Genomic DNA, 20,893 nt, shown 5'->3' on the forward strand with positions numbered 1-20,893 from the left:
TGCGGGACACCGTCTTACCAGGGTATGAACTGATAGAGTTTGGCGAACATCTCATACACTTCGATCCAGTTCTGCAGATCCCTGGTGGTCCTGATATGGGCCCGCTTGTTGACCATCACCCAGCTCATGTGCGCCGCACCGTCCTTGCAGGTCGAGCAATCGCGGGTCTCGGAAGTGCAGCAGCGGTGCATGGTCTTCAGGTCAGAGGCCCAGCGGATAAAATTGGTCAGCCGTTTCGGGCGCGGGGTGCGCTTGTCGATCGGTTCGGTGACCGACGGGCATTCCAGCCAGCCGAACGGTCTGCCGAGCATGGTGCCGGTGGTGATGATCTCGTGGTAGTATTTCGAGGAGATCACCGTTTCCGGGTAACCGTCGAGCAGCGCGTCCATTTCAGCGCGAACGGCGACCAACTCTTCCGGAGTCCAGGAAAACCCGTCCACACCTTCGTCGTTGGACAGCAGCTGCATATGAACTTTGAGACCGACGTCCCGTATTTTCTTGACGATCTTCTCGGTCTTGCCGAGCTGTTTCGGGGTGATGGTGTAAAGGTAGTAGGCGTGCGGATCCCCGGCGTAGTTGGCACTGGAGATTTTAAACGTGTCCTGCCCCCTGAGCAGTTTCTCGTCTTCGGCGTCGCCCCACAGGGAGATGCCGACCATCATGTCGGGAAAGCGGTCCCGCGGCACTTTGATCAGGCCGTTGGTTGCACAGAAGCTGGGCAGCCGCTGGTAAAACACCTCGACCCGGTCGAGGCAGAGGGTCGGTTCTCCGCCGATCAGGATGGCCAGGTTGACGCCCCGTTTCATCTCGTTGTCGACGAAGACCTTCCATTTTTCCAGATCCCGCTCTTCGGAGGCGACCTGGTGTTCCCCTGATGAGAAGAAAAAGCAGCCCTTGCAGCGCAGATTGCACCGATCGGTCACATCGTAGATCGAACTGCGGATATTGAGCCGGGAGATGGCTTTGTAACGCTGATACCAGTGATCGTCGAGCAGAGAACTGACGGTTATCATGACTATGCAGGGGAAACTTAATGGTTTGCAGGTGGATTGACCAGAGAGGAGCAGAGATTCTCTCCCTTGGCGTAACCACGGACCCAGACGGCGAGATAGGTGTCGACATAATCCAGCCAGGCGGCAAACGTCTGCGGGTCGGTGGCGTGGCGATACATTCGGGCCGTTACCACGGCGCTGCCGGCGGCGTAATGACGGCAGTCGTCACAATCGGTATCCGGGACACAGCAGGCCGCACTGCGGTCCCATTGCAGATTGGTCCGATACTGGCGAAACGATCTGCCGAGCCCGATAGCGGTGGACGGGTTTTGGCGCGGGTACGAACAGGAGAACAAGGCGTGCAACCCGTGCGAGTCGGTGTGGGCGACAATGCTGTACGGGGAAAAGAGAACGGTTTCCGGGAAATCGCGCAGCAGCTCGGCCATCATCGTCCGCGTTCTCGCCAGTGACTGCGAGGTATGTCGGAGTTGTCCCTGATAGCCGATGGGGGCCGAGAACATATTGAAGGTGAGTTTGCAACGATGGTCGGCAACTGTCTCGGTAATTTCCCGCGCCTCGTCGATGTTGTCCGGTGTGAAGGTGTAAACGAAAATAGCCCGGGGATCGTCCCGGTAATTGGCAATCTGGCGCTGGAGCATGTCCGGCGCCTTCCTGATGGCCTGGCTGGTCCGGTCGTTACCCCAGACCGAAATATGGATCTGGTAATCGATCGACCGGGGCAGCACTTTCAGGCCGTTGCTGGCAATGGCCCCGAGCGGGATGATCCGGTGGCAGATAGCACATAACTCGGGAACGAGCGACGGTTCGGCGCCGGCCAGTACGGCAAAGGTGATGCCGCGCTCCTTTTCCGCTGCCATCAGCCGGCCCCAGGCGTCCGGGTCGCTGTTTTCTTCGGCGAATTGTTTCTCGCCGGTGAAATAATAACAGCCCTCGCACCGGATGTTACACCGGTTGGTCATGTCATAGGTCGATTCGCGCAGGAAGAACCAGCGGCGCACCTTCTCCCAGCGTTCCCTGATGGCCGGCTCGGCGATGATCTCCGAGAACTTGTAAGCGGGCGTCTGTTCGGTCACCACGATGGATCACTCGCCCTGATTGATCTTGTCGTCGATATAGGCGGCTATAATGCGCACCGTGGTCAGTTTCGGATAATCATCCTCGTCGATGCGGATGCCGTACTCGTCGCGGAGTACCAGGGCGATGGTCGCCAGGTCCATACTGTCGATGCCGACCTCGTCGACCAGGTCGAGATCGACATTGAAGGTCTCCGCCGTCACGTCCTCCAGCTTGAGTTCGTTGATGATGATCTCGGTGATGCGCTTTATCGTCTGTTGATTGCTCATGGTAAAGAAGTCGCTAGATGATGGTTGATGGTAAATATACCCGAACTGACGTTTTCCTGTCCGCTGGTGATCTTAAAGACGTAGGCTTCTTTGCTATCGTCCCTGGAAACGGTTATCTCCAGGGATTCTCCCGGTGCGATCAGTTTCCGGAATTTTACCCTGCTGAGACTATTGACGAAGACCGGCTCGCCGGCGAGCGTCGAGGTTAGGTCGGCGACGAGTTCCAATTGGGCCACGCCGGGTAACACCGGTTCCCCGGGAAAATGGCCGTCATACCAGGGAGCGTCGGCATCAGTCGTTACCGTCGCGCAGAGGCGATCCTTCCCGGTCTGCTGTAATGAAACCAATGAATACCACATAGTCAAATGGGTTTTCTCCCGGGCAGGAAAAAATCGGTGCGCCTCAGTGGCCCCCCTGCTGTGACCGGTGTCCGTGCCGCTGTCGCCGCCGGTAGTTCGCTCGCAGTGACGCTACGTTGCAGCGGTGATTAATACTATAAAAACCTATCATTGGCAACCGATCGTTAGCCGGTGATTGCCGGGCCGGCGGCAGGATAGCCCGTTTCGCGCTGCGGCGGTCTCAGCGGGCGATATATTCCCACAACGGTCCGCAGTGGTTTCGCTGATGCAGCTTTTTGATCGTTGCCGCTACCTGGTCGCCGCCGGAACCGATTACCCAATTGATCCGGTCGCCGGCCCGCTCTTTGACCAAGGCCTCGATGGCACCGTGTTCAAGCGCGTCGGCCTGATAGAAGACCGGTTGCAACAAGTTAACGTGCGGTGACAGTTTGCCTTCGGCAACGGCAATATCATAGAGGGCCGTGTTCGGATACAGCCGGATCCCGACAAAGAAAAACAGGGCGGTTTTGTCGAGACTTTCGGCGCCGTCGAGGCAGGTGCGCACCGTCTCCTCGGATTCGCCCGGTCCGCCGAGCAGAAAATAGTGGGCCACGTGCAGTCCGGCCTCCCGGGCCAGACGATGGCTTGCAAAGACATCTGCACTGGTGAACGGCTTGCGGTAGGTCCCCAGCATCGTGTCGGAGAGCGATTCGGTGCCGAACTCGACGTGCTTGAGTCCGGACTCCTTCAAGGTCCGGAAGTAATCGGAATCGGTTCTGATCGGCGCGAAGAAACCGCCCCAGGGAATGGACAGCCCTGCTTTTTTGAAGGCGCGGGCCACGGCCAGGCTGTGGGCAACGTCGGAATTGAATGCGGAATCGGTGATGAATAGGTAACGGGCCCCGGCTTTCTGCAGGGCCAGTGCCGTTGCCGCCACGTGCTCGGGGGGCTGCAGTCGATGGTGTCTGCCTTCGATATGGGGATAGGGGCAGTAGATGCACCGAAATGAGCAGCCGCGTTTGGTCTGCACATTGAGCATGCCGCCGTTGGCCAGATAAAAGGCATGGTGGCCGGACGAGACGTCAAAGGCCCGTGCCGGAGTACCGTCCCAGGGTGGTGGCCGGGAGTCCGGTCGGCGTGCCGAGATGACGCCGTCCATATCGGCGACATCGTGCCCCGCCGCCAGGGCCTCGATAAAGGGTCCGAACCGTTCGCCCTCACCGATAATGCCGTAGTCGCAGCCGACGGCGGTGAAGAACAGCGCCGGCATAATGGTGAAGCCGCTGCCGCCGCAGACCAGCGTTGCCCGAGTATGGCAGCGGAGCCAGCTGACGAGCTGACGATAATCATCAATGAACGCGAGCGGAGCGGCGGCGTCGGTATTATCGATGTTACGGCAGGACAGGCCGATCACCTCCGGTGCAAAATCGGCCAGCAGCTGGGCCAGTTCGGTGCGCGAGATCAGATTGAGATCGGCGATGCGGACCTGGTGGTGCTTGGCTATTGCCGCGACGACATAGTCGAGCCCGATCGGGTAAACGGGATAGGGGGTGGTCAGCGTGTTGGGCGAGATCAGCAGGATGTTCATGCCCGGGAAAACTCCATAGCCGTCAGGCAGGTGCCAAGGCCGAGGACCAACACCGTTTTTCCTGTTAACGATACGGGCGGCCCGCCGGTCAGGCTTTCCGGCAGCGCGTCGTCTTGCAGCAGGTTGGCGGCCAGGACTGCGGCCACCGCCGAAGCAGAGGCGAATTCGCCGAGCAGGGGGCGATAGCGGATGACCGGCGGCGGCTTTTTGAAGGCTGCCAGGAAATTGTTGAGCTGCTCTTCCCCGAGGCGCTGGGAGCCGAGTGGGATGCCGGCAAGAATCACCCCGCAGCATGACTCCAGCGCTTGCCTGCCGCCGCACCAGGCGATCAGTGCTGGGGTGCCGTCTTCCGCTCGGCCGCTGCGATAGAACGGCACGCTGACCCGCCATACCGCTTTGGTCGAATCTCTGCCAACCACCAGGGCACCGCCGCCGTCTGCCAGTGCGGCAGCTGATCCGATGGAGGGATCGAAACGTGGAGACAGGACCGGGTGTCCTTCGTCGACGCCGAGTACCAGCGCCGATTGTCCGATGTCGCCGGTCAGCAGGTCGGCGGCGAGCAGCGCCTGTTCAAATGAATAGTCGCCGCCGCTGGTGGTGATGTTGGCGCCGGTTGCTCGAAGCAGCTGGGCAACCTGTCCGGCCGCGGCATTGTGGACGGACCCGACAAAATCGGTCGGGCTGGGAAACTGCTCGGCGGACTCGGCGAGCCGCTGCAGAAAATCGTGGGTCTCCGACAGCGCGCCCCAACCCGTACCGAGGAAGATACCGCTCGGCGGTTCCGCCTGCGCGGCATGGTCCACGGCGCCAGTGGCCAGGGAGAGGGCCAGGCGCGGCAAGCGCTTGAGCCGACGGATCTGCCGTGCCGGCAGGCTGGCCGAAACCGCGGTGAGATCGGCCGGCCCGGCAACGGTGTGTCCGGCCAGCAGATTCTGCTGTGTTGCCGCCAGGTCGCCGGCGCCGGTCAGGCAACTCCAGCCGTGCAGGGCAAGCCATCGTTTTTCCGGTTGCGGTGCGGCCGTCGGTGTCCGGATACGTGGCCCCAGATTCGGGGCCTGCACCACCAGGCAGCAGTTATTGCCGCCGAAACCAAACGAGTTGGACAGCACCGTCGCCACCGGTTTTTGCAGCGGCGCCAGGATCGGCTGCAGGTCAAGGACCGGGTCGGGCTGCCGGCAGCCGGTAGTGGCCGGCACCAGTCCTTCAGTGACGGCGAGCGTCGCGACCACCGCCTCGATTGCTCCGGAGGCGGCCAGCGAATGGCCGGTGGCGCCCTTGATCGAGGAGAGCGGTGGCGGCGCGGTAAAGAGGCGATGGATGGCCCGGGCTTCGGCCAGATCGTTATCCGGCGTCCCGGTGCCGTGCAGGTTCAGGTAATCCACATCGCCGGGCTGCAGGCCGGCATCGGCCAGTGCCGCCTGCATGGCCCGAAGGGCTCCGTCGCCTTCCGGGTGGGGGGAAGCCGGATGGTACGCGTCGCAGGAAAGTCCGGCTCCGGCGAGCAGGCCGTGTGGATGTTCGGGTCTGCTGCTGGTCAGCAGCAACAGGGCCGCTCCTTCGGCAACGCTCATCCCCTGGCGATCCCGGTCCAGAGGCCGGCAACCGGTTCGGTCAACGAGCTGCAGGGAATGAAAACCGAAATAGGTAAGTCGGCACAGACAGTCGGCGCCGCCCACCAGAATCCGCTTCATCGTGCCGCGTTGCAGGAGCCGCATGGCCAGTGTGATGGCGGCCGCTCCCGACGAGCAGGCGGTGGAGACGGTCAGCGCCGGACCAACGCAGGAGACGCGCCGGGCGACCTCTTCGGCCACCGTTGTCAGCCCGTGATACCGATAGTGAGCGGTATCATCGTCGTTGCTGCGGAGCAGCGCTTCCGTTGTCAGGATACCGCCGGTGGTGGTGCCGACAATGACCGCCTCCGGCGGTTCCGAGCTCCCGGCCATGGCCTGCAGTGCGGCGGCAGCGGCCAGCTGGTGGGTGCGCGGCAGATCACCGGCGATGGTGTCTGGAGTCGCCTGGCCGACCGGCAGTGGTGCCCCCTGCAGCAGCTCGAACAAGCAGAGCGGTCCGATACCGCACCGATTGGCGGCCAGTGCTTGCCGGGTGGCGGCCAGTCCCGAACCGAGCGAGCTGACGATGCCGATGCCGGCGATATAGACGGGCAGGGCGGTCAAGGCGATGGGGCGGCCGAATTTGCCTCGATATAGAAGGCCAGAGAGTTCAGGGTGGCAAAGACCTGTTCCCCAATTTCCTGGCTGTTGATGACGACCCCGTAATCCTTCTCGATCATGACCACCATTTCCAGGACGTCAATGGAATCGATTCCCAACTCGCCGCCGACGAGCTGGGCGTTTTCGTCAATGTCTTCCGGGGTCAGATCGGTGAGGTTGAGAATGTCGATGAGCTTTTGTTTGAGCTCTGCAACGAGTGCGTCCATGAGAGATGTCGATCCAGAGTGAGCTGTTACCGGGGCCAATCGTGCTGGATGGTGTGGCAGGGGCAGGCACATGCCGCGGTGCGATCCACGTCCAGTTCTGAGATTGTGCTGCGTTTCAGACAATGTTATATATTATGCCTGAAACGAGTTGTCATCTCATTTGCTCATTTTTATCAGTTTACGGGGAGCTTGAAAAATTCGGAATTTCGTTCAAAGTCGAGGCGCGCAAGAAAATTTTACCGCAGGCATATACATGATATTCCGAGGATAAAATTTGATTGCGCAACGATGAGATTGGGCGGAATGATAATTTTTCAAGGTTCCCTCATCAACCAGGTTTGGGGCTCATCTTGAATCTACTCGAAGCCTTTGGGCTATCGCTGGAAGATCTTTTGCCGCATCGCGGCCGTATGGTGCTGATTGACGAGGTGCTTGCCGTCGATCGTGTCGCCGCGGTAACCCGCTGTGTCGTCAAGCCAAGCTGGCCGATGGCCGGGGATGACGGCATCGGCTCACTGATTCTCGTCGAATTGGCGGCCCAGACCGCCGGCGTCTGCAACGGCTGGGACCGGATCAAAAGCCAGGGACTGGATTCGGATAAAACAGGCTATCTGGTCGGCATCAAGCGGGCCAGATTCACCGTTAAAGCACTTGCTCTCGGTCAGAATATCATTGTTCGCGCCGAGAATACGTATAGTTTTGCCTCTCTCAGAGAGGTTGATTGTACTGCTCGTTGCCAGGATTGTTCGATCGCCGAGATTACCCTGCAACTTTTTCAGGTAGAAACGGAACATGGAAGCGGCAAAGAATAGGAAAACGGCTCTGGTGACCGGGGGCAGCCGCGGCATCGGCCGGGCGATCTGCGTGGAACTCGCCGCTGCCGGCTATGATGTGGTTATCAATTACCGCTCCGACGAGGCCGGCGCCCGGCAGACCCTGGCCGAAGTCGAGGCGGCGGGCGCTGCGGGGGAGATCTGCCGGTTCGACGTGCGCGACGGTGCGGCCGCCGAACAGGCGGTAGCGGACATCGGTGCACGAGTCGGCGGCATTGCCGTGCTGGTCAACAATGCCGGGGTGGTCGCCGACGGCCTGTTTTTGATGATGTCCCGGGAAAAGTGGCAATCGGTAATCGATACCAGCCTCGGCGGTTTTTACAACCTGACTCGTCCGGTTCTGGAAACGATGATTCCCAAACGAGCCGGAGCCATTGTCTCCATCTCTTCGGCCGCTTCGTTGATGGCCAATCGGGGACAGGCCAACTATTCGGCGGCCAAGGCCGGCATCAATGCGGCCAGCCGGGCCATCGCCGCGGAAGTCGCACGACTCGGGATCCGCGTCAACGTGGTAGCGCCCGGACTCATCGAAACCGACATGATTGCAGCGGCGCCCAAAGAGCAGATCAAATCCCTGATTCCGATGGCCCGGATCGGCAGGCCGGAAGAAGTGGCCCGGGTGGTCAGATTTCTCTGCAGCGACGATGCCTCCTATATTACCGGCCAGGTTATTTCGGTGAACGGAGGAATGTTTTAGTGAAGGTGCTGTGGCTGTTTTTCCTGGTGGTGGCAGCAATCCCCTGCCAGTCCGCTTTGGCGGCGGCAGCCGGCGGTGGGAAAGAGGCGGCCCTGGAGCTGCGCTCGGTGCAGGCCGATTTCGTCCAGGTCAAGCACTTGAAAATTCTGGCTCGGCCGCTCGTTTCCACAGGCACCTTTGCCTTTCAGGTGCCGCAGTCTCTGCGCTGGGAGTATCTCGAGCCGGTGCGTTCCGTATTGATCATGCATAACGGTGCGGTCCGTAAGTTTGTCGAGCGGGACGGTAGGCTTGAAGAAGAGCGCGGCGCCCAGGTCGGTTCCCTGCAGATCGTGCTCGCCGAGATCAGCAACTGGTTGGCCGGCCGGTTTACCGATAACGAGATGTTCACGGTTTCCTTTATCGATGACCGGACCATCAGGTTCACGCCGAAAGAGCAACAAATCGCTGCGCTGATCAGCGGTATCGAAATCGAGATCGGTGGTGAAAACGGCCTGCTCGACAGCGTGTTGATCGAAGAAGGACCGGATTCATACACCCGGATGACCTTTTCCAACCGCAGCATCAATCAACAGCTGCCGGCGACACTGTTTACCGGTCCATGAGACGATCTCTTCACGGTCTGGCCGCCGCCCTGCTGTTGCTGGCCTCCTGTGCGCCCCATGCCGGGCGCCGCTTGCCCGAATTGATCGAGGCGCCGGCCGACGGCCGGCGGCAGCGCTGCGAGGCGGTTTTTCCCGCCGGGTCGTGGCAACTGGTACACTCGCTGGAATTTACCTCGGACGGCGGTTTTGCCGGGACCGTGATCGGCGTCACGGTGGTTGATCCCCCCGATCTCAGCTGCGCCTTGGTGACCGTCGAGGGCGTAACCCTCTTCGAGGCGGTTGGCGGATCGGACGAAGCGGTCACGGTCGAGCGGGCCGTGCCGCCGTTCGACCGACCCGGTTTTGCCGCCGGACTACTGGCCGATGTTTGGGCCATGTTCGTCGCACCGGCGGGTCGGGAGGTGACTTTCGGGCTCCTGCCCGACGGACACCCCGTCTGCCGCTATTTGGCCGAGGATGGACGGGTGACGGATATCGCGCCGCCGGTCGAGGACAGCTGGCAGATCAGGGGGTACGACGCCGATTATGGCTTGCAAAGGGTTATAAAAGGACATGTGGACCACCAGCGCTCTCCGCCGGAGCCGGCCCGTTATCTGGAACTGAGCGCCTTCTCGCCGGCCGAGTACACCCTGAAGATGAAATTGATCGATGCGCTGCAATTACCGTAACAATAGACCGGTGAATGAAAAACAGTTCCTCGGACTGGCCGGTTCTGCCGGAGGCGGCATCGCGAAGGCCCGGCGGGCCGGAGAATCAGGCCCGAAGGGCTGCGGACAGGACGTCCGCAGCCGGCGGCCAGGCCATGGATGGCCTGTCTGCCGGCCTCGGAGGACAGCCGATCAGGCCGCAGCGCAGCAGCCGGAGGTAGGACCGGCCAGTCCGGCCGACCGAGACGACGATTCTTATTTTTTTTGTGACCTCCCATTATGGAGGCGTATGAAAATCGACTCGCGATCCGGTCTATACAATTGTCTTTCCTATGTCACGGCCCGCGGAACAGGCCGGCTTATACACCTCGTTGACCACTCATCATGAAATTTAAACTGATCTACCCCCGCTGGGCCAAGCTGGCCCGGCAGACCGAATTCCACCTGCCACCCCACGGCCCGGTCGTCTTCGCCGCCGCGCTTCCCGATTACGTCGAGGTCGATTTTGTCGACGAGAATCTCGAGGAGCTCGATTTCGACGATCCGGTCGATTTTGTCGGCATTTCGATGATGCTCACCATCCAGGTCAAACGTGGCTGGGAGATTGCCGATGCCTATCACCGGCGGGGTATCAAAGTGATCTTCGGCGGCATCGCCACCATGTTGCACGCCGAGGAGACCATGGCTCATGCCGATGCCGTGTTCCTCGGCGAGGCCGAAGGTCGGATGGAGGGGGTGCTGGCCGATTTTCGCAACGATTCGCTGCAGACGCTGTACGATTATCTCGACCGGCGACCCGATATTGCCCTGGTCGGCCCGGCGCGGCGGGATATCCTGAAGAGGGAACTCTACAACTACAAGGGCGTGCAGATGGTCGACCTGGTGCATGCCTCCCGGGGCTGCCGCTTCAATTGCTATCCGTGTGCCGTATCCTATCTCGGCGGCCGCGTGTTCCGGCCGCGCCCGGTCGAGAAGACGGTGGCCGAGATGGCGGGGATCGATAACAACCGGCTGTTCGTCGTCGACAACTCGCTGGCCCAGGATACCGCCTGGGAAAAAGAACTGTTCCGGGAGATGATCCCGCTAAAGAAGAAGTGGTGCTCCCATCCGATCGAGGACAAGCCCGAAGTCCTCGATCTCGCTGCGCAGGCCGGCGCCTGGTATGTCTACCAGGCGGTATTCGACACCTCCGATTATATCAAGGAGCGAATCAAGCGCTACCATGATCACGGCATCGGCGTCGAGGGGACCATCCTGCTCGGACTGGACAGCCATACCGAGGAATCGATCCGGCGCCTGATCGATTTTCTGCTGGAGATCGAACTCGATCTGGCCGAGTTCACCGTGCTCACGCCGTTCCCCCATACCAAGGCCTATGACGAACTGCACCGGCAGCAGCGCATTCTTTCCTACGACTGGAATGATTACACCGCCGACCGGGTGGTCTATCAGCCGAAGAATATGAGTGCGCAGCGTCTGCAGGAACTGCTCGACTATGCCTGGAGCAGCTTTTACCAGCAGGAGTCGCAGCGGATCAAAATGGTCAAGCTGTTTCAGCGGGTGGTCAAGAAAGAGATGGCCGACCAGACCTACGTTCCCCGGGATCGTTCCCTGGCCGGCCAGGCCTTCGGCAGGACCGTTCGCCCATGAACGATACGGCCCCTCCTCAGCGGCACGATCCATTCGTCTCTCTTCCGGCCCGGCCGCGCGATCCGGAACAGGCCTTTGTCCGTTCGGGCGCCACGCGTGGTGACGTCTACCGGATGGCCGGCTGGTTGCTGCGCGCCTACCGGCGACACCAGGATGACTCCCCCGTCTGCCTGGCCGCCACGGATCGGGGTGTCATCGCAGCGGCACTGCTCGCTTCCCTGGCCGGGGGACCGCCGTTGCTGCTGCCATACGGCTTTGCCGGACGGATTCTGGCAGATATTCACCGGGTCTCCGGATATTCTCTGGTCATTAGCGAGAGGCAGTATGGTCTGCCCGACGGCGTAACGACCATTTGTCCGCGGCCGGAAGGGGATGTCGAGCCGCTCTGGTCGACACCGCCGCCGCCCGAGCGGATAATCGTCAAGCTTTTTACCGGCGGGACCACCGGCAGACCGCAGTTCTGGTCGAAGAGCGCCGCCAATCTCTTGCTGGAAGCGAATTATCTGGCCGATGCGCTTGCTGTCGATGACCGGGATCGAATCGTTGCCACCGTCTCCCCGTACCATATCTACGGACTGCTCTATTCGGTGCTGCTGCCGCTCGTCTCGTCAGCCGGCGTGGCGGCGGCAACGCCTTCATTTCCGGCGGAGATCATCAGCTGCGTCGCGGTGGAGGAGGCGACGATACTGGTCAGCGTGCCGGCCCATTACGAAACGTTGCAGGGCAAGCAGACCACGACCGGCAGCCTGCGCCTGGCCGTCTCTTCGGCAGGGATGCTCGGCGAAGAGAGCAATCGTGATTTCTACCGGCACAACCGGGTGGATCTCGCCGAGATTTACGGTTCCACCGAGACCGGCGGTGTTGCCGGCCGTTACCGGTCCCGCGGCGAGGAATGCTTTACCTTCTTTCCGGCAGTTCAGGGACGGCTCTGCGGCGAGCGGCTGGCGGTTCGTTCTCCCTATATCTCGCCGGAGGCCCAGCGTGACGAGCAGGGGTTCTATTGCAGCGGCGACCGGGTGGCCTTTGCCTCGGAACGCTCTTTCAGCCTGCTGGGGCGCAGCGATCATATCACCAAGGTCGGCGGCAACCGGGTCGATCTCGAGGAAATCCGTGCCGCTATCAAACGTCAGCCGGGCGTTACCGACGGGGTCGTCCTGGCGGTGCCGACCGGAGGCGGTCGTGAGCAGCAGATTGTTGCGCTGGTTCAGGGATCGTGCTCGACGGACGGCCTGCGCGTCGGCCTGGCGCAAATCCTGGAACCCTACGCGTTGCCTCGTGTCATCAGATTCGTCGATCGGTTGCCACTGAACGATCGCGGCAAATATGACCACGACGCGATGCTGTCGCTGTTCGAGTCATGATGGACGTGTCTTCCGCCCTGACCACCGGCTATGAATGCCTGGTTGCCTGGTCCGATCTGCTTGACCGGATCAACGTCTTCCCGGTGGCCGACGGCGATACCGGCACCAACCTGCGTATCAGTCTGACCCCCCTGCGCGACCATGGCGATGGGCCGAACGACAGCCGTGGCGATCAGCTGAGTCGTTGCGCGACCGGTAATTCCGGCAATATTGCCGCCGCTTTTTTCCGGGAGTTTATTGGCGGCTCCGCACCGGATCAACTGGTCGATCGGGCCGCCTGCGGCCGTGACCGGGCCTGGCAGGCGGTAGCCGCGCCGCGCCGCGGCACGATGCTGTCGGTGTTCGACACGCTGGCAGCAGTGTTGGCAAACGAGCGCTGGCATACCGATTATCCGGACGTTCGGGAGCAGCTGCGCCGGAGCGTTCTCGATGGTGCCCGGCACATCCCGGAGGTCCGGCAGGCCAGCGTCGTCGATGCCGGGGCGCTGGCCATGTTTATCTTTTTCGATGGCTTTTGCCAGCGGCTGCTCGGCAACGCGGAGATTTCCGTGGCGGTGCTCACCTTGTTTGCCGGAAGACTCCGGATTGGTGATGATTTCCGAGCGACGACCAACGATCAGTGGTGCGTCGATGCGGTACTGGCTGCCCCCGATGCGTCGGCCGAAACCCTGCAGGCCCTCTCCGAGCTTGGCGACAGTGTCGTGCTGCTGCCCGGGAACGGACAGGTCAAGATCCATGTCCATACACCTGAGCCGGACCGACTGCGGGAGCGGCTGGCCGGTTTTGGCGACGTGATAGACTGGTCCGGGGAAGCAATCGAGACAAACGGCCCGGACTGGCCGGCGATGCACGACTCCGAGCAGGTCGTGCATATCCTCAGCGATGCGGCAGGATCATTGACCCGGGAGCTTGCCGGGCGAGCCGGCATCAGCTTGCTTGACAGCTATATCGTTGCCGACGGCCAGTCCCGGCCGGAGAGCCTGTGCTCTCCCGCAGCCATCTATCGTTTGCTGCGCGCCGGCACCAAAGTAACCACGGCCCAGGCCTCGATCTTTGAGCGGCACCAGAGTTATCGGCGGATCTGCGAGCAGCTGGGCCGGACCATCTATCTCTGCGTCGGGTCGGCTTTTACCGGCAACGTCGAGACGGCGTTGGCCTGGAAGAGAGAGCATGATCCGGGCGACCTGCTGGAGGTGGTCGATACCGGAGCGGCCTCCGGGCGGCTCGGGTTGATCACTCTGCTGACGGCCCATTTTGCCCGGACGACGGTAAGTGTCGAGCAGGTGAGCGAGTTTGCCCGGCGACGGCTGAATGATTGCCGGGAATACGTCTTTATCGACGAGTTGCAATACCTGGTGGCCGGCGGCCGGGTATCGCGGGCCGGCGGCTTTTTCGGCGATCTGCTCCACCTGAAACCGGTGATCAGCCCCACCAGCGCCGGAGTCCGCAAGGAGGGGGTGGTGCGCAACCGAAAGGGACAACGTGCCTTTGCCCTGGCCCGCTTATCCGAGTTTTATTCCGCGGCGGATCGCCCGACCATCATGCTGCAGTTTACCGACAATGAGGACTGGGTCACCGAAAGGGTTGGCGGCGAGATTACCGGGCTGTTGCCCCGGGCGGAAGTACTCGTCGTCCCGCTATCGCTGACCTCCGGCGTGCACATGGGACCGGGGACCTGGTCCGTGGCCTGCGGACCCGCTCGGGACGAGGCGGTGAGCGGGGAACCATGAAGACGGCTCTGGTTATTCCGGTCTACAACCATGGTTCGATGCTGGCAGGCGTCATCAGCCAGGCACTCGAGCTGGGCCTGCCGCTCTATGTGGTCGACGACGGTTCGACCGATCAAACGGCCGAGATTCTTCGCTCCTCTACCGGTATCACGGTGCTGACCCACCCGGTCAACCGGGGCAAAGGGGCGGCGTTGCTCACCGGTTTTGCTGCAGCCCATGGTGCCGGCTGCGATTGGGCAATCACTCTCGACGCAGACGGTCAGCATCTGCCGGCGGATGCCCACCAGCTGCTCGCCGCTGTCCCGGACGATGTGCGCTGCCTGGTCATCGGTCGTCGCGGCGGCATGGATCGGGGCCCGACGGTGCCATGGACGAGCCGGTTCGGTCGCGGCTTTTCCAACTTCTGGGTCCTGGCCTGCGGCGGGCCGGCGGTGAGCGATTCGCAGTCCGGGTTCCGTCTCTATCCGCTGCCGGAAACGCTGCAGCTGAGGACCCGGGCCCGGCGTTACCAGTTCGAGGTCGAGGTGCTCGTTCGCGCCCACCAGGCCGGGCTCGCCGTGTATGAGGCGCCGGTACGGGTGATCTATCCGGCGGTCGGTGAGCGGGTCAGCCATTTTCGGCCGTTCATCGATTTTCTGCGCAACTCCGAGACCTTTTCCCGTCTGTTGCTGGATCGACTGGTCAGGGGGATTTTTCGACCATGACGGGACGCTGGTACCGACTGCTTCACTTCTCCGGCAGGGTGTGCGGGGCCTGGTCGTTCGCGCTGGTCGCCCGCATCATCGCCGCCGGTTATTTTCTCTTTTCCACCGCGACCGCGGAGAGCAACCGGTTCTATGCGACGCTTTTCCCCGGGCGAAGCAGCTGGTATCACCGCTGGTGCACGTTTCGCCAATACCAGAATTTCACCACTATCCACTTGGACCGTTTCCTCAGCAGTACCTCGCGGTCGCCATCGTTCACCTCGGCGGGATGGGGGCAACTGACCGACGGTCTCGGACGCAGCGGCGGCATCCTGCTGATGTCCCATCTCGGCAATTGGGAACTGGCTGCCCAATTGCTTAAAGAGCGCCAGCGTGATCGGCCGGTTCTGCTCTATATGGGAGTCAAGGAGCAGGAAGGGGTCGAACGGACCCAGAAAGAGGCATTACGCCGGGCCGGCGTGACGATTGTCGGCGTTGATCGGGGCGCCTCGTCGCCCTTCAGCGTGGTCGAAGGGGTGAATTGTCTGCGCCGCGGCGGTATCGTGTCGCTGACCGGGGATCTGCTCTGGAATGACGGGCAGCGGCAGGTGGCGGTCGATTTTCTCGGCGGCCGGGCGTTTCTGCCGGCGGCGCCCTATATCTTTGCGCTGGTCGCCGGAGCGCCGCTCTTTGCCTTTTTTTCGTTTCGCACCGGCCGCAACAGCTACGAATTTTCGCTGTCCGAGCCGATCGTCATACCGGCTGTCAGTCGCGACGACCGGGAAGCGGCCATCACCCGAGCCGCCCAGCAGTACGCTGATCTACTGGTCGAAGCGCTGCACCGTCATCCCCTGGAGTGGTATCATTTCGAACGCTTCGTCCACTGACGGGCGGCACGATTTTCTTGGGAATGTGCTCGCAAACGGTGTAGTATCGCGAATTAACTGTTTTGATTCTCAACCTATTTTAACGCAACGACGAAACGTGATGACCAGAGAAGAGCTCCAGGAAAGGATCTTGTCGATCCTGGAACATGATTTTGAATTCGAAGCGCCGGGTCTGACTGACAATCTCCGCGACGACCACGGCTTTGACAGTATCGACGCCATCGAACTGCTCGGCAAGATCGAGACCATGCTCGGCTTTACGCTGAGCAGGGAGGAAAAGGAGCAGGCGATGAGCATCCGCACCATCAACGATATCCTCGACTATATCGAGCAGATCCGCTCTGCCCGTCAGTCATAGAGAACCGATCCGCCATTGCCATGAACCGTCGCGTTGTTATTACCGCCTGTTCGGCCATTACCCCGATCGGCTATCGCAGAGAAGACATTATCGACAGCCTGCGCGCCGGTCGGTCGGGAGTACGGCCGCTGCGCGACGACGGGTTGCTCTCCGGGCATATCCATTCGCGGGTCTTCGGTACCGTCGACTACCCGATCGACTATGCATTCAAGCGGGTTCACCGCAAGACCATGGGGCCGGTCGCCTATTACGCCTGCCAGGTCGCAGGGGATGTGCTGGCACAGTCCGGTTTGGCCGAGGAGTTCATCACCTCCGGCCGGCTCGGCGTCGCCTTCGGCTCGACCCACGGCAGTCCGACCGTGCAGCGGGAGATCTACAAGACCTTCTTCGGCGACCTGGACAATAAATTTTCCTCGATCGGCGCCGTTGATTATCTGCGCTCGATGGTGCATACCACAGCGGTCAATATCACCCGGATGTTCGGCATCACCGGCCGGGTGATCGCCTCCTCGACGGCCTGCACGACGAGCAGCCAGGCCATCGGCTTCGGTTACGAGATGATCAAGTTCGGTATGCAGGATGCGATGATCTGCGGCGGTGCCGACGAGTACGACACGACTACTGTGGCGGTCTTCGACAACCTGCTCGCCTGTTCGGTCGCCTACAACGACACCCCGCACCGTACCCCGCGCCCGTTCGATGCGGCCCGGGACGGGCTGGTGGTCGGCGAGGGCGGCGGGGCGGTGCTGCTCGAGGAATACGAGTCGGCAAAGCGGCGGGGGGCGCCGATCCTGGCCGAGGTCATCGGTTTCGCCTGCAACAACAACGGCGGCGACCTGATCCTGCCCAACCTGGACGGGATTACCGCGACCCTGCGCCTATCGTTGGAAGACGCCGGTATCAGCGCCGACCAGGTCGATGTGGTCAGTGCCCATGCCACCGCCACCAAGATGGGCGATGTGATCGAGGCCCAGGCCATCGCCGGAGTCTATGGGGACGGTCCGCTGGTGACCGGATTGAAGAGCTACATGGGACACACCATGGGAACCTGCGGGGTGATCGAGCTGACCCTGCTGCTCTACATGATGGAGCAGGGCTTTGTCGCGCCGACCCTGAACCTCGAACAGATCGATCCACGCTGCGACATGATCCGCCATGCGCTTACCGTTATTGAACAGCCGATCGGTATCGGTGCCGTGCAGAACTTTGCCTTCGGCGGGGTCAACACCAGCCTGATCGTCAGACATGCCGACAAAGATGCAACATAGTTTCGGGCAGCGGTGGGGCGACCGGCTGATCGACGCAGCGGTGACCGGCGCCGTCTGGTGCTACTTCACCCTTGGTTTTGTCGTCCTGTTCTCGCCGCGGTATATTGTTGCGTCCTTTTGCCCGCAGCACCGTGAAGAGCGGTTCCAGCGATTCAACAGCCGATTTTACCAGGGATTCTTTGCCCTGGTGCGACTGCTGGTGCCGCGCCATCGCTGGCATATCGATCCGCAGGCAGCGGCGATCAGGGGCTCGGTGATCATCTGCAACCATGTCTCCTACCTCGATCCGCTGCTCTTCATCTCCCTTTTCGAGCGGCAGAAGACCGTGGTCAAGACGAGTTTTTTCAAAGTGCCGATCTTTGGCTGGGTCCTGCGTCATGCCGGCTATTTTCCAGCCGACAGCAGCGGCAGATACGGCCGGATCATGATCGAACAGGTAGAGCGAATGGCCGGCTTTCTCGCCGCCGGCGGCAATTTTTTCATCTTTCCGGAGGGGACCCGCAGCCGTGACGGCAGTCTCGGCACGCTGAACCGCGGCGCCCTGAAGATCGCCCGGTTGTGTCGGGCGCCGATCCAGGTGGTGCGCCTGGCCAATACCGACAAGCTCTATCGCCCGGGCCGCTTCTTTTTTACCACCCGCAGTGCCAATACCATCAGCATGTCACTGGTCGAGCGGATTGAACCGGACGAGGTCCGGGAACTGGGCGTTGCCGACCTGGAACGAAGGATCGCCGCTGCACTGCGCCGGCAGGCGGAGCCGGCGCAGTGCGGTGCAGATCGACCAGACTGCCGGGATGCCCGGCAGCATTTGAGCGTGCAGCCATGAAAGTTATCCTGATCTCCATGCCGGATGTGGTGCCGGTGGTTATTCATGAGGCGGCCGTGCACATGCCCAATCACGGCATCGCCTGTATCGGCGGTAATATCGATGACGACCATGAGGTGTACCTGATCGATCTGATCAGGAAGCGCCGCAGCGTCAGGAAATACCTGACCAAGACCGTCAAGCGGATCAAGCCCGATCTGATCGGCCTATCGGCGATGGCCTGGCAATACGATACCTGCATCAGGATCGCTCAACTGCTCAAGGAGCTGCAGCCGCAGGTCAAGATCGTTATCGGCGGCTACCATGCGACGCTGATGCACGAGGAAATTGCCGCTGCCCCGGAATCGAAGTGGATCGATTTCATGATTCGTGGCGAAGGGGAGGAGAGCTGCCGCCGCCTGGTCAACGCCCTGGCCGGCCGGGATCAACTTGCGGCGATCCCGTCGCTGTCCTACAAACAGAACGGCACGTTCGTCCATAACGAACGCTCGGAGAATCTCGATCTGTCCCGGCTCAGGCTGCCGATTCGCGACAAGCGCCGCCTGACCTGGGGCTATCATATGATCAACTCCAAGATCGAGATCCTGGAAACATCGCGAGGCTGCACCCGGGCCTGCACGTTTTGCAGCATGAAGCACATGTACGGCCGGACTTTTCGGCCTTACCCCCTGGAGCGGGTACTGGCCGACCTCGACGATATCTATTATCGCTGCAAGGTTCGTTGGGTTTTCGTCAGCGACGACAACTTCGTGCTCTATCCCGACCGGGTCATGGAGATCTGTGACGCAATCATCGCCCGCAACTATCGGGGCCTGAATTTCTGTGTCCAGGCCGATTGTATCACCATGGCGAAAAACGAGAAGATGGTCGAGAAGATGGCGGCGGCCGGCTTCCGCTCGGTCTTTCTCGGTATCGAGAGCGGCTCGGCGAAGAACCTGGCGGTGGCGGGCAAGGGGGATATCGTCGATGCCTCACGGCAAGCCGTGGAGAATTGTCACAAATTCGAGATGATGGTCATCGGCGGGCTGGTCTTCGGGTTTCCGGATGACGATGCCGACTCGATCAGGGACACCTACGATTTTTTCAAGCGTATCGGCGCCGACGCGGCCTATTGCCAGATCCTGACGCCCTACCCGAAAACCGGAATGCGCGAGCAGTTGCTCAGCGAGGATCTGATTACCAACAAGAACGATTACAAAAAATACAACGGTATGTGGGCCAATGTCCGCACCCGTCATCTCGATAGTGAAGCGTTGCAATACCAGTTCTGGTACCAGCGGCAGGTCGTGCTCGGCTGGTGGTCACCGAGTGCGCCGATGACCAAGCAGGGCCGGCTGTGGACCTCGATCTGGCGTTTTATCTTCAAGCCGTTTCTCAAGCTGCGTTTTCGCCGGATCATGCGGCAGCACGGCTGGCAGGGACGCTACCAGATGGAAGTGCGGCGTTGGGAACAGATGAATACCTTTCAGGATCTGGCAGGGTATGAGGATCATGCAGTTCTTTAATCTTGAATTTACCGAAGAGCAGATCAGACAGGCGGCTGCTGCGGGCCGGCTGCTGTCCATGGAAATAGAGTTGAGCCGTCGCTGCAACTTTCGCTGTTCGTACTGTTACGTGCCCCACGAGTCGGAACTGCGCAACGAGCTGCGCCGCGAAGAGATCGAGGACGTGATCTTGCAGGCCAAAGCGCTGGGTGCCCGGAAGATCATTCTGCTCGGCGGCGAGCCGAGCATTTACCCGGAACTTGAGGGCATCATCGGCTTTCTCAGCGGTCAGGGGTTGGAGACCGAGATGTTCACCAACGGCTCCGGTGTCGATGACCGGTTGGCCGCACTGCTGGCCCGTCACCGCGTTCGTGTTGTTTTGAAAATGAACTCCCGGGATGCCGGCATCCAGGATCGTCTTGCCGGGTTGCCCGGTGCTGCCAAAATCATCGATAAGGCCCTCGCGGCTCTCAAGAACGCCGGATACCCGGCAGAGGAGTGTTTTCTGGCCGTCAGCACCATCATCTGTCGGCAGAATATTGCCGAATTGCCGGCCCTGTGGCGCTGGCTCCGTGGGCAGGGGATCGAACCGTATTTCGAGATCATCACTCCGCAGGCTAACGCGTTGGTCAACTCCTGGCTTGAAGCCGACCGGACCGAGGTCAGGGATCTGTTTTTTCAGCTTTCCGATATCGATCGGCAGGAGTACGGTCGCAGCTGGGATCCCCAGCCGCCGCTGGTCGGCAACCGGTGCATGCGGCACCAGGTCTCCTGTCTGGTGACGGCGACCGGCGAGGTCATGCCTTGCGTCGGTGTCACCATCGGGCTCGGCTCGATCCGCCGGCAGCCGCTGGCCGACATCCTGCAGACCAGCGAGGTGATCGCCAACCTGAAGAATTTCCGCCAGACCATCAAAGGGCAGTGCCGCGATTGCGACAAGGCCGAGATTTGTTACGGCTGCCGCGGGGCCGCCTATCAGCTGACCGGCGATTACCTGGCCGCCGATCCCACCTGCTGGCGAAACGGTGGTTCCTCTCAGTCATGAACGCTGAAGCGGGGGAACCGGCTCTTTTCTTGTACCGTCGGTCACTGCAATGAACAGCGCCTGCAGCTTGTCCGGTGCTGTTCGGGCGGCCAGCCATCAACGC

At 61.2% G+C, this 20,893-nt stretch carries 21 protein-coding genes; 14 read left to right on the forward strand and 7 right to left on the reverse strand.

Annotation, left to right across the window (positions count from 1 at the left end):
* Nucleotides 1-14 precede the first annotated feature (14 nt).
* The 7 genes from BUC26_RS06200 to BUC26_RS06230 all read right to left on the reverse strand — a co-directional run bounded on the left by BUC26_RS06200 (nt 15) and on the right by BUC26_RS06230 (nt 6,719).
* Complete coding sequence (locus BUC26_RS06200; protein ID WP_073374334.1) at nt 15-1,013, reverse strand: radical SAM protein; 999 nt, start codon at nt 1,011-1,013, stop codon at nt 15-17.
* A 17-nt stretch (nt 1,014-1,030) separates the two neighbouring features.
* Nucleotides 1,031-2,089: a radical SAM protein gene (locus BUC26_RS06205; protein ID WP_244155796.1), complete on the reverse strand. Its 1,059-nt coding sequence runs from the start codon at nt 2,087-2,089 to the stop codon at nt 1,031-1,033.
* 6 nt (nt 2,090-2,095) lie between these two features.
* A complete protein-coding gene (locus tag BUC26_RS06210) occupies nt 2,096-2,356 on the reverse strand; it encodes an acyl carrier protein (RefSeq protein ID WP_073374338.1) in 261 nt (86 codons plus the stop codon).
* Nucleotides 2,353-2,715 carry a 3-hydroxyacyl-ACP dehydratase FabZ family protein gene (locus tag BUC26_RS06215; protein WP_073374340.1) on the reverse strand — a complete coding sequence of 121 codons (363 nt, stop codon included), beginning with the start codon at nt 2,713-2,715 and terminating at the stop codon, nt 2,353-2,355. The genes BUC26_RS06210 and BUC26_RS06215 overlap by 4 nt, the downstream gene beginning before the upstream one ends.
* 220 nt (nt 2,716-2,935) lie before the next feature.
* The gene (locus BUC26_RS06220; protein ID WP_073374342.1) at nt 2,936-4,282 is read right to left on the reverse strand and encodes a lipid biosynthesis B12-binding/radical SAM protein; all 1,347 of its coding nucleotides are present in this window, start codon (nt 4,280-4,282) and stop codon (nt 2,936-2,938) included.
* Nucleotides 4,279-6,456 (reverse strand): beta-ketoacyl-[acyl-carrier-protein] synthase family protein, encoded by a 2,178-nt coding sequence (locus tag BUC26_RS06225; protein WP_084540489.1) that lies wholly within the window; start codon nt 6,454-6,456, stop codon nt 4,279-4,281. Before BUC26_RS06225 ends, BUC26_RS06220 begins: the two co-directional genes overlap by 4 nt.
* Nucleotides 6,453-6,719: a phosphopantetheine-binding protein gene (locus BUC26_RS06230; RefSeq protein ID WP_073374345.1), complete on the reverse strand. Its 267-nt coding sequence runs from the start codon at nt 6,717-6,719 to the stop codon at nt 6,453-6,455. Before BUC26_RS06230 ends, BUC26_RS06225 begins: the two co-directional genes overlap by 4 nt.
* A 350-nt stretch (nt 6,720-7,069) precedes the next feature.
* On the opposite strand from BUC26_RS06230, the gene BUC26_RS06235 reads away from it, so the two are divergent.
* The 14 genes from BUC26_RS06235 (at nt 7,070) to BUC26_RS06305 (ending at nt 20,790) form a co-directional block, all read left to right on the forward strand.
* The gene (locus BUC26_RS06235; RefSeq protein WP_143165927.1) at nt 7,070-7,531 is read left to right on the forward strand and encodes a hotdog family protein; all 462 of its coding nucleotides are present in this window, start codon (nt 7,070-7,072) and stop codon (nt 7,529-7,531) included.
* Nucleotides 7,512-8,249, forward strand: coding sequence for a 3-oxoacyl-ACP reductase FabG (fabG, locus tag BUC26_RS06240; protein ID WP_073374348.1), 738 nt, complete (start codon nt 7,512-7,514; stop codon nt 8,247-8,249). Before BUC26_RS06235 ends, fabG begins: the two co-directional genes overlap by 20 nt.
* Complete coding sequence (locus BUC26_RS23565) at nt 8,249-8,851, forward strand: outer membrane lipoprotein carrier protein LolA (protein WP_073374350.1); 603 nt, start codon at nt 8,249-8,251, stop codon at nt 8,849-8,851. The genes fabG and BUC26_RS23565 overlap by 1 nt, the downstream gene beginning before the upstream one ends.
* Nucleotides 8,848-9,519, forward strand: coding sequence for a hypothetical protein (locus BUC26_RS06250; RefSeq protein ID WP_073374352.1), 672 nt, complete (start codon nt 8,848-8,850; stop codon nt 9,517-9,519). The genes BUC26_RS23565 and BUC26_RS06250 overlap by 4 nt, the downstream gene beginning before the upstream one ends.
* 363 nt (nt 9,520-9,882) lie before the next feature.
* Complete coding sequence (locus tag BUC26_RS06260; protein ID WP_073374356.1) at nt 9,883-11,148, forward strand: B12-binding domain-containing radical SAM protein; 1,266 nt, start codon at nt 9,883-9,885, stop codon at nt 11,146-11,148.
* Entirely contained in the window at nt 11,145-12,509 is a 1,365-nt protein-coding gene (locus tag BUC26_RS06265) for an AMP-binding protein (protein WP_073374357.1), read from the forward strand. The genes BUC26_RS06260 and BUC26_RS06265 overlap by 4 nt, the downstream gene beginning before the upstream one ends.
* Nucleotides 12,506-14,239: a DegV family protein gene (locus BUC26_RS06270; protein WP_084540490.1), complete on the forward strand. Its 1,734-nt coding sequence runs from the start codon at nt 12,506-12,508 to the stop codon at nt 14,237-14,239. Before BUC26_RS06265 ends, BUC26_RS06270 begins: the two co-directional genes overlap by 4 nt.
* Nucleotides 14,236-14,943, forward strand: a complete 708-nt coding sequence (locus BUC26_RS06275) for a glycosyltransferase family 2 protein (protein WP_073374361.1) — start codon at nt 14,236-14,238, stop codon at nt 14,941-14,943. The genes BUC26_RS06270 and BUC26_RS06275 overlap by 4 nt, the downstream gene beginning before the upstream one ends.
* The gene (locus BUC26_RS06280; protein ID WP_073374363.1) at nt 14,940-15,809 is read left to right on the forward strand and encodes a lysophospholipid acyltransferase family protein; all 870 of its coding nucleotides are present in this window, start codon (nt 14,940-14,942) and stop codon (nt 15,807-15,809) included. The genes BUC26_RS06275 and BUC26_RS06280 overlap by 4 nt, the downstream gene beginning before the upstream one ends.
* Nucleotides 15,810-15,909: 100 nt before the next feature.
* Nucleotides 15,910-16,167, forward strand: coding sequence for an acyl carrier protein (locus tag BUC26_RS06285; protein WP_073374365.1), 258 nt, complete (start codon nt 15,910-15,912; stop codon nt 16,165-16,167).
* 20 nt (nt 16,168-16,187) lie between these two features.
* Nucleotides 16,188-17,435 (forward strand): beta-ketoacyl synthase N-terminal-like domain-containing protein, encoded by a 1,248-nt coding sequence (locus BUC26_RS06290; protein WP_084540491.1) that lies wholly within the window; start codon nt 16,188-16,190, stop codon nt 17,433-17,435.
* On the forward strand, nt 17,425-18,261 hold the full coding sequence (locus BUC26_RS06295; protein ID WP_161949806.1) for a lysophospholipid acyltransferase family protein: 837 nt from the start codon (nt 17,425-17,427) through the stop codon (nt 18,259-18,261). Before BUC26_RS06290 ends, BUC26_RS06295 begins: the two co-directional genes overlap by 11 nt.
* Nucleotides 18,258-19,766 (forward strand): B12-binding domain-containing radical SAM protein, encoded by a 1,509-nt coding sequence (locus tag BUC26_RS06300; RefSeq protein ID WP_073374370.1) that lies wholly within the window; start codon nt 18,258-18,260, stop codon nt 19,764-19,766. The genes BUC26_RS06295 and BUC26_RS06300 overlap by 4 nt, the downstream gene beginning before the upstream one ends.
* Nucleotides 19,753-20,790: a radical SAM/SPASM domain-containing protein gene (locus tag BUC26_RS06305; protein WP_073374457.1), complete on the forward strand. Its 1,038-nt coding sequence runs from the start codon at nt 19,753-19,755 to the stop codon at nt 20,788-20,790. Before BUC26_RS06300 ends, BUC26_RS06305 begins: the two co-directional genes overlap by 14 nt.
* Nucleotides 20,791-20,893 lie beyond the last annotated feature (103 nt).

The sequence above is a fragment of the Desulfofustis glycolicus DSM 9705 genome (genome assembly GCF_900130015.1).
Lineage (GTDB): Bacteria > Desulfobacterota > Desulfobulbia > Desulfobulbales > Desulfocapsaceae > Desulfofustis > Desulfofustis glycolicus.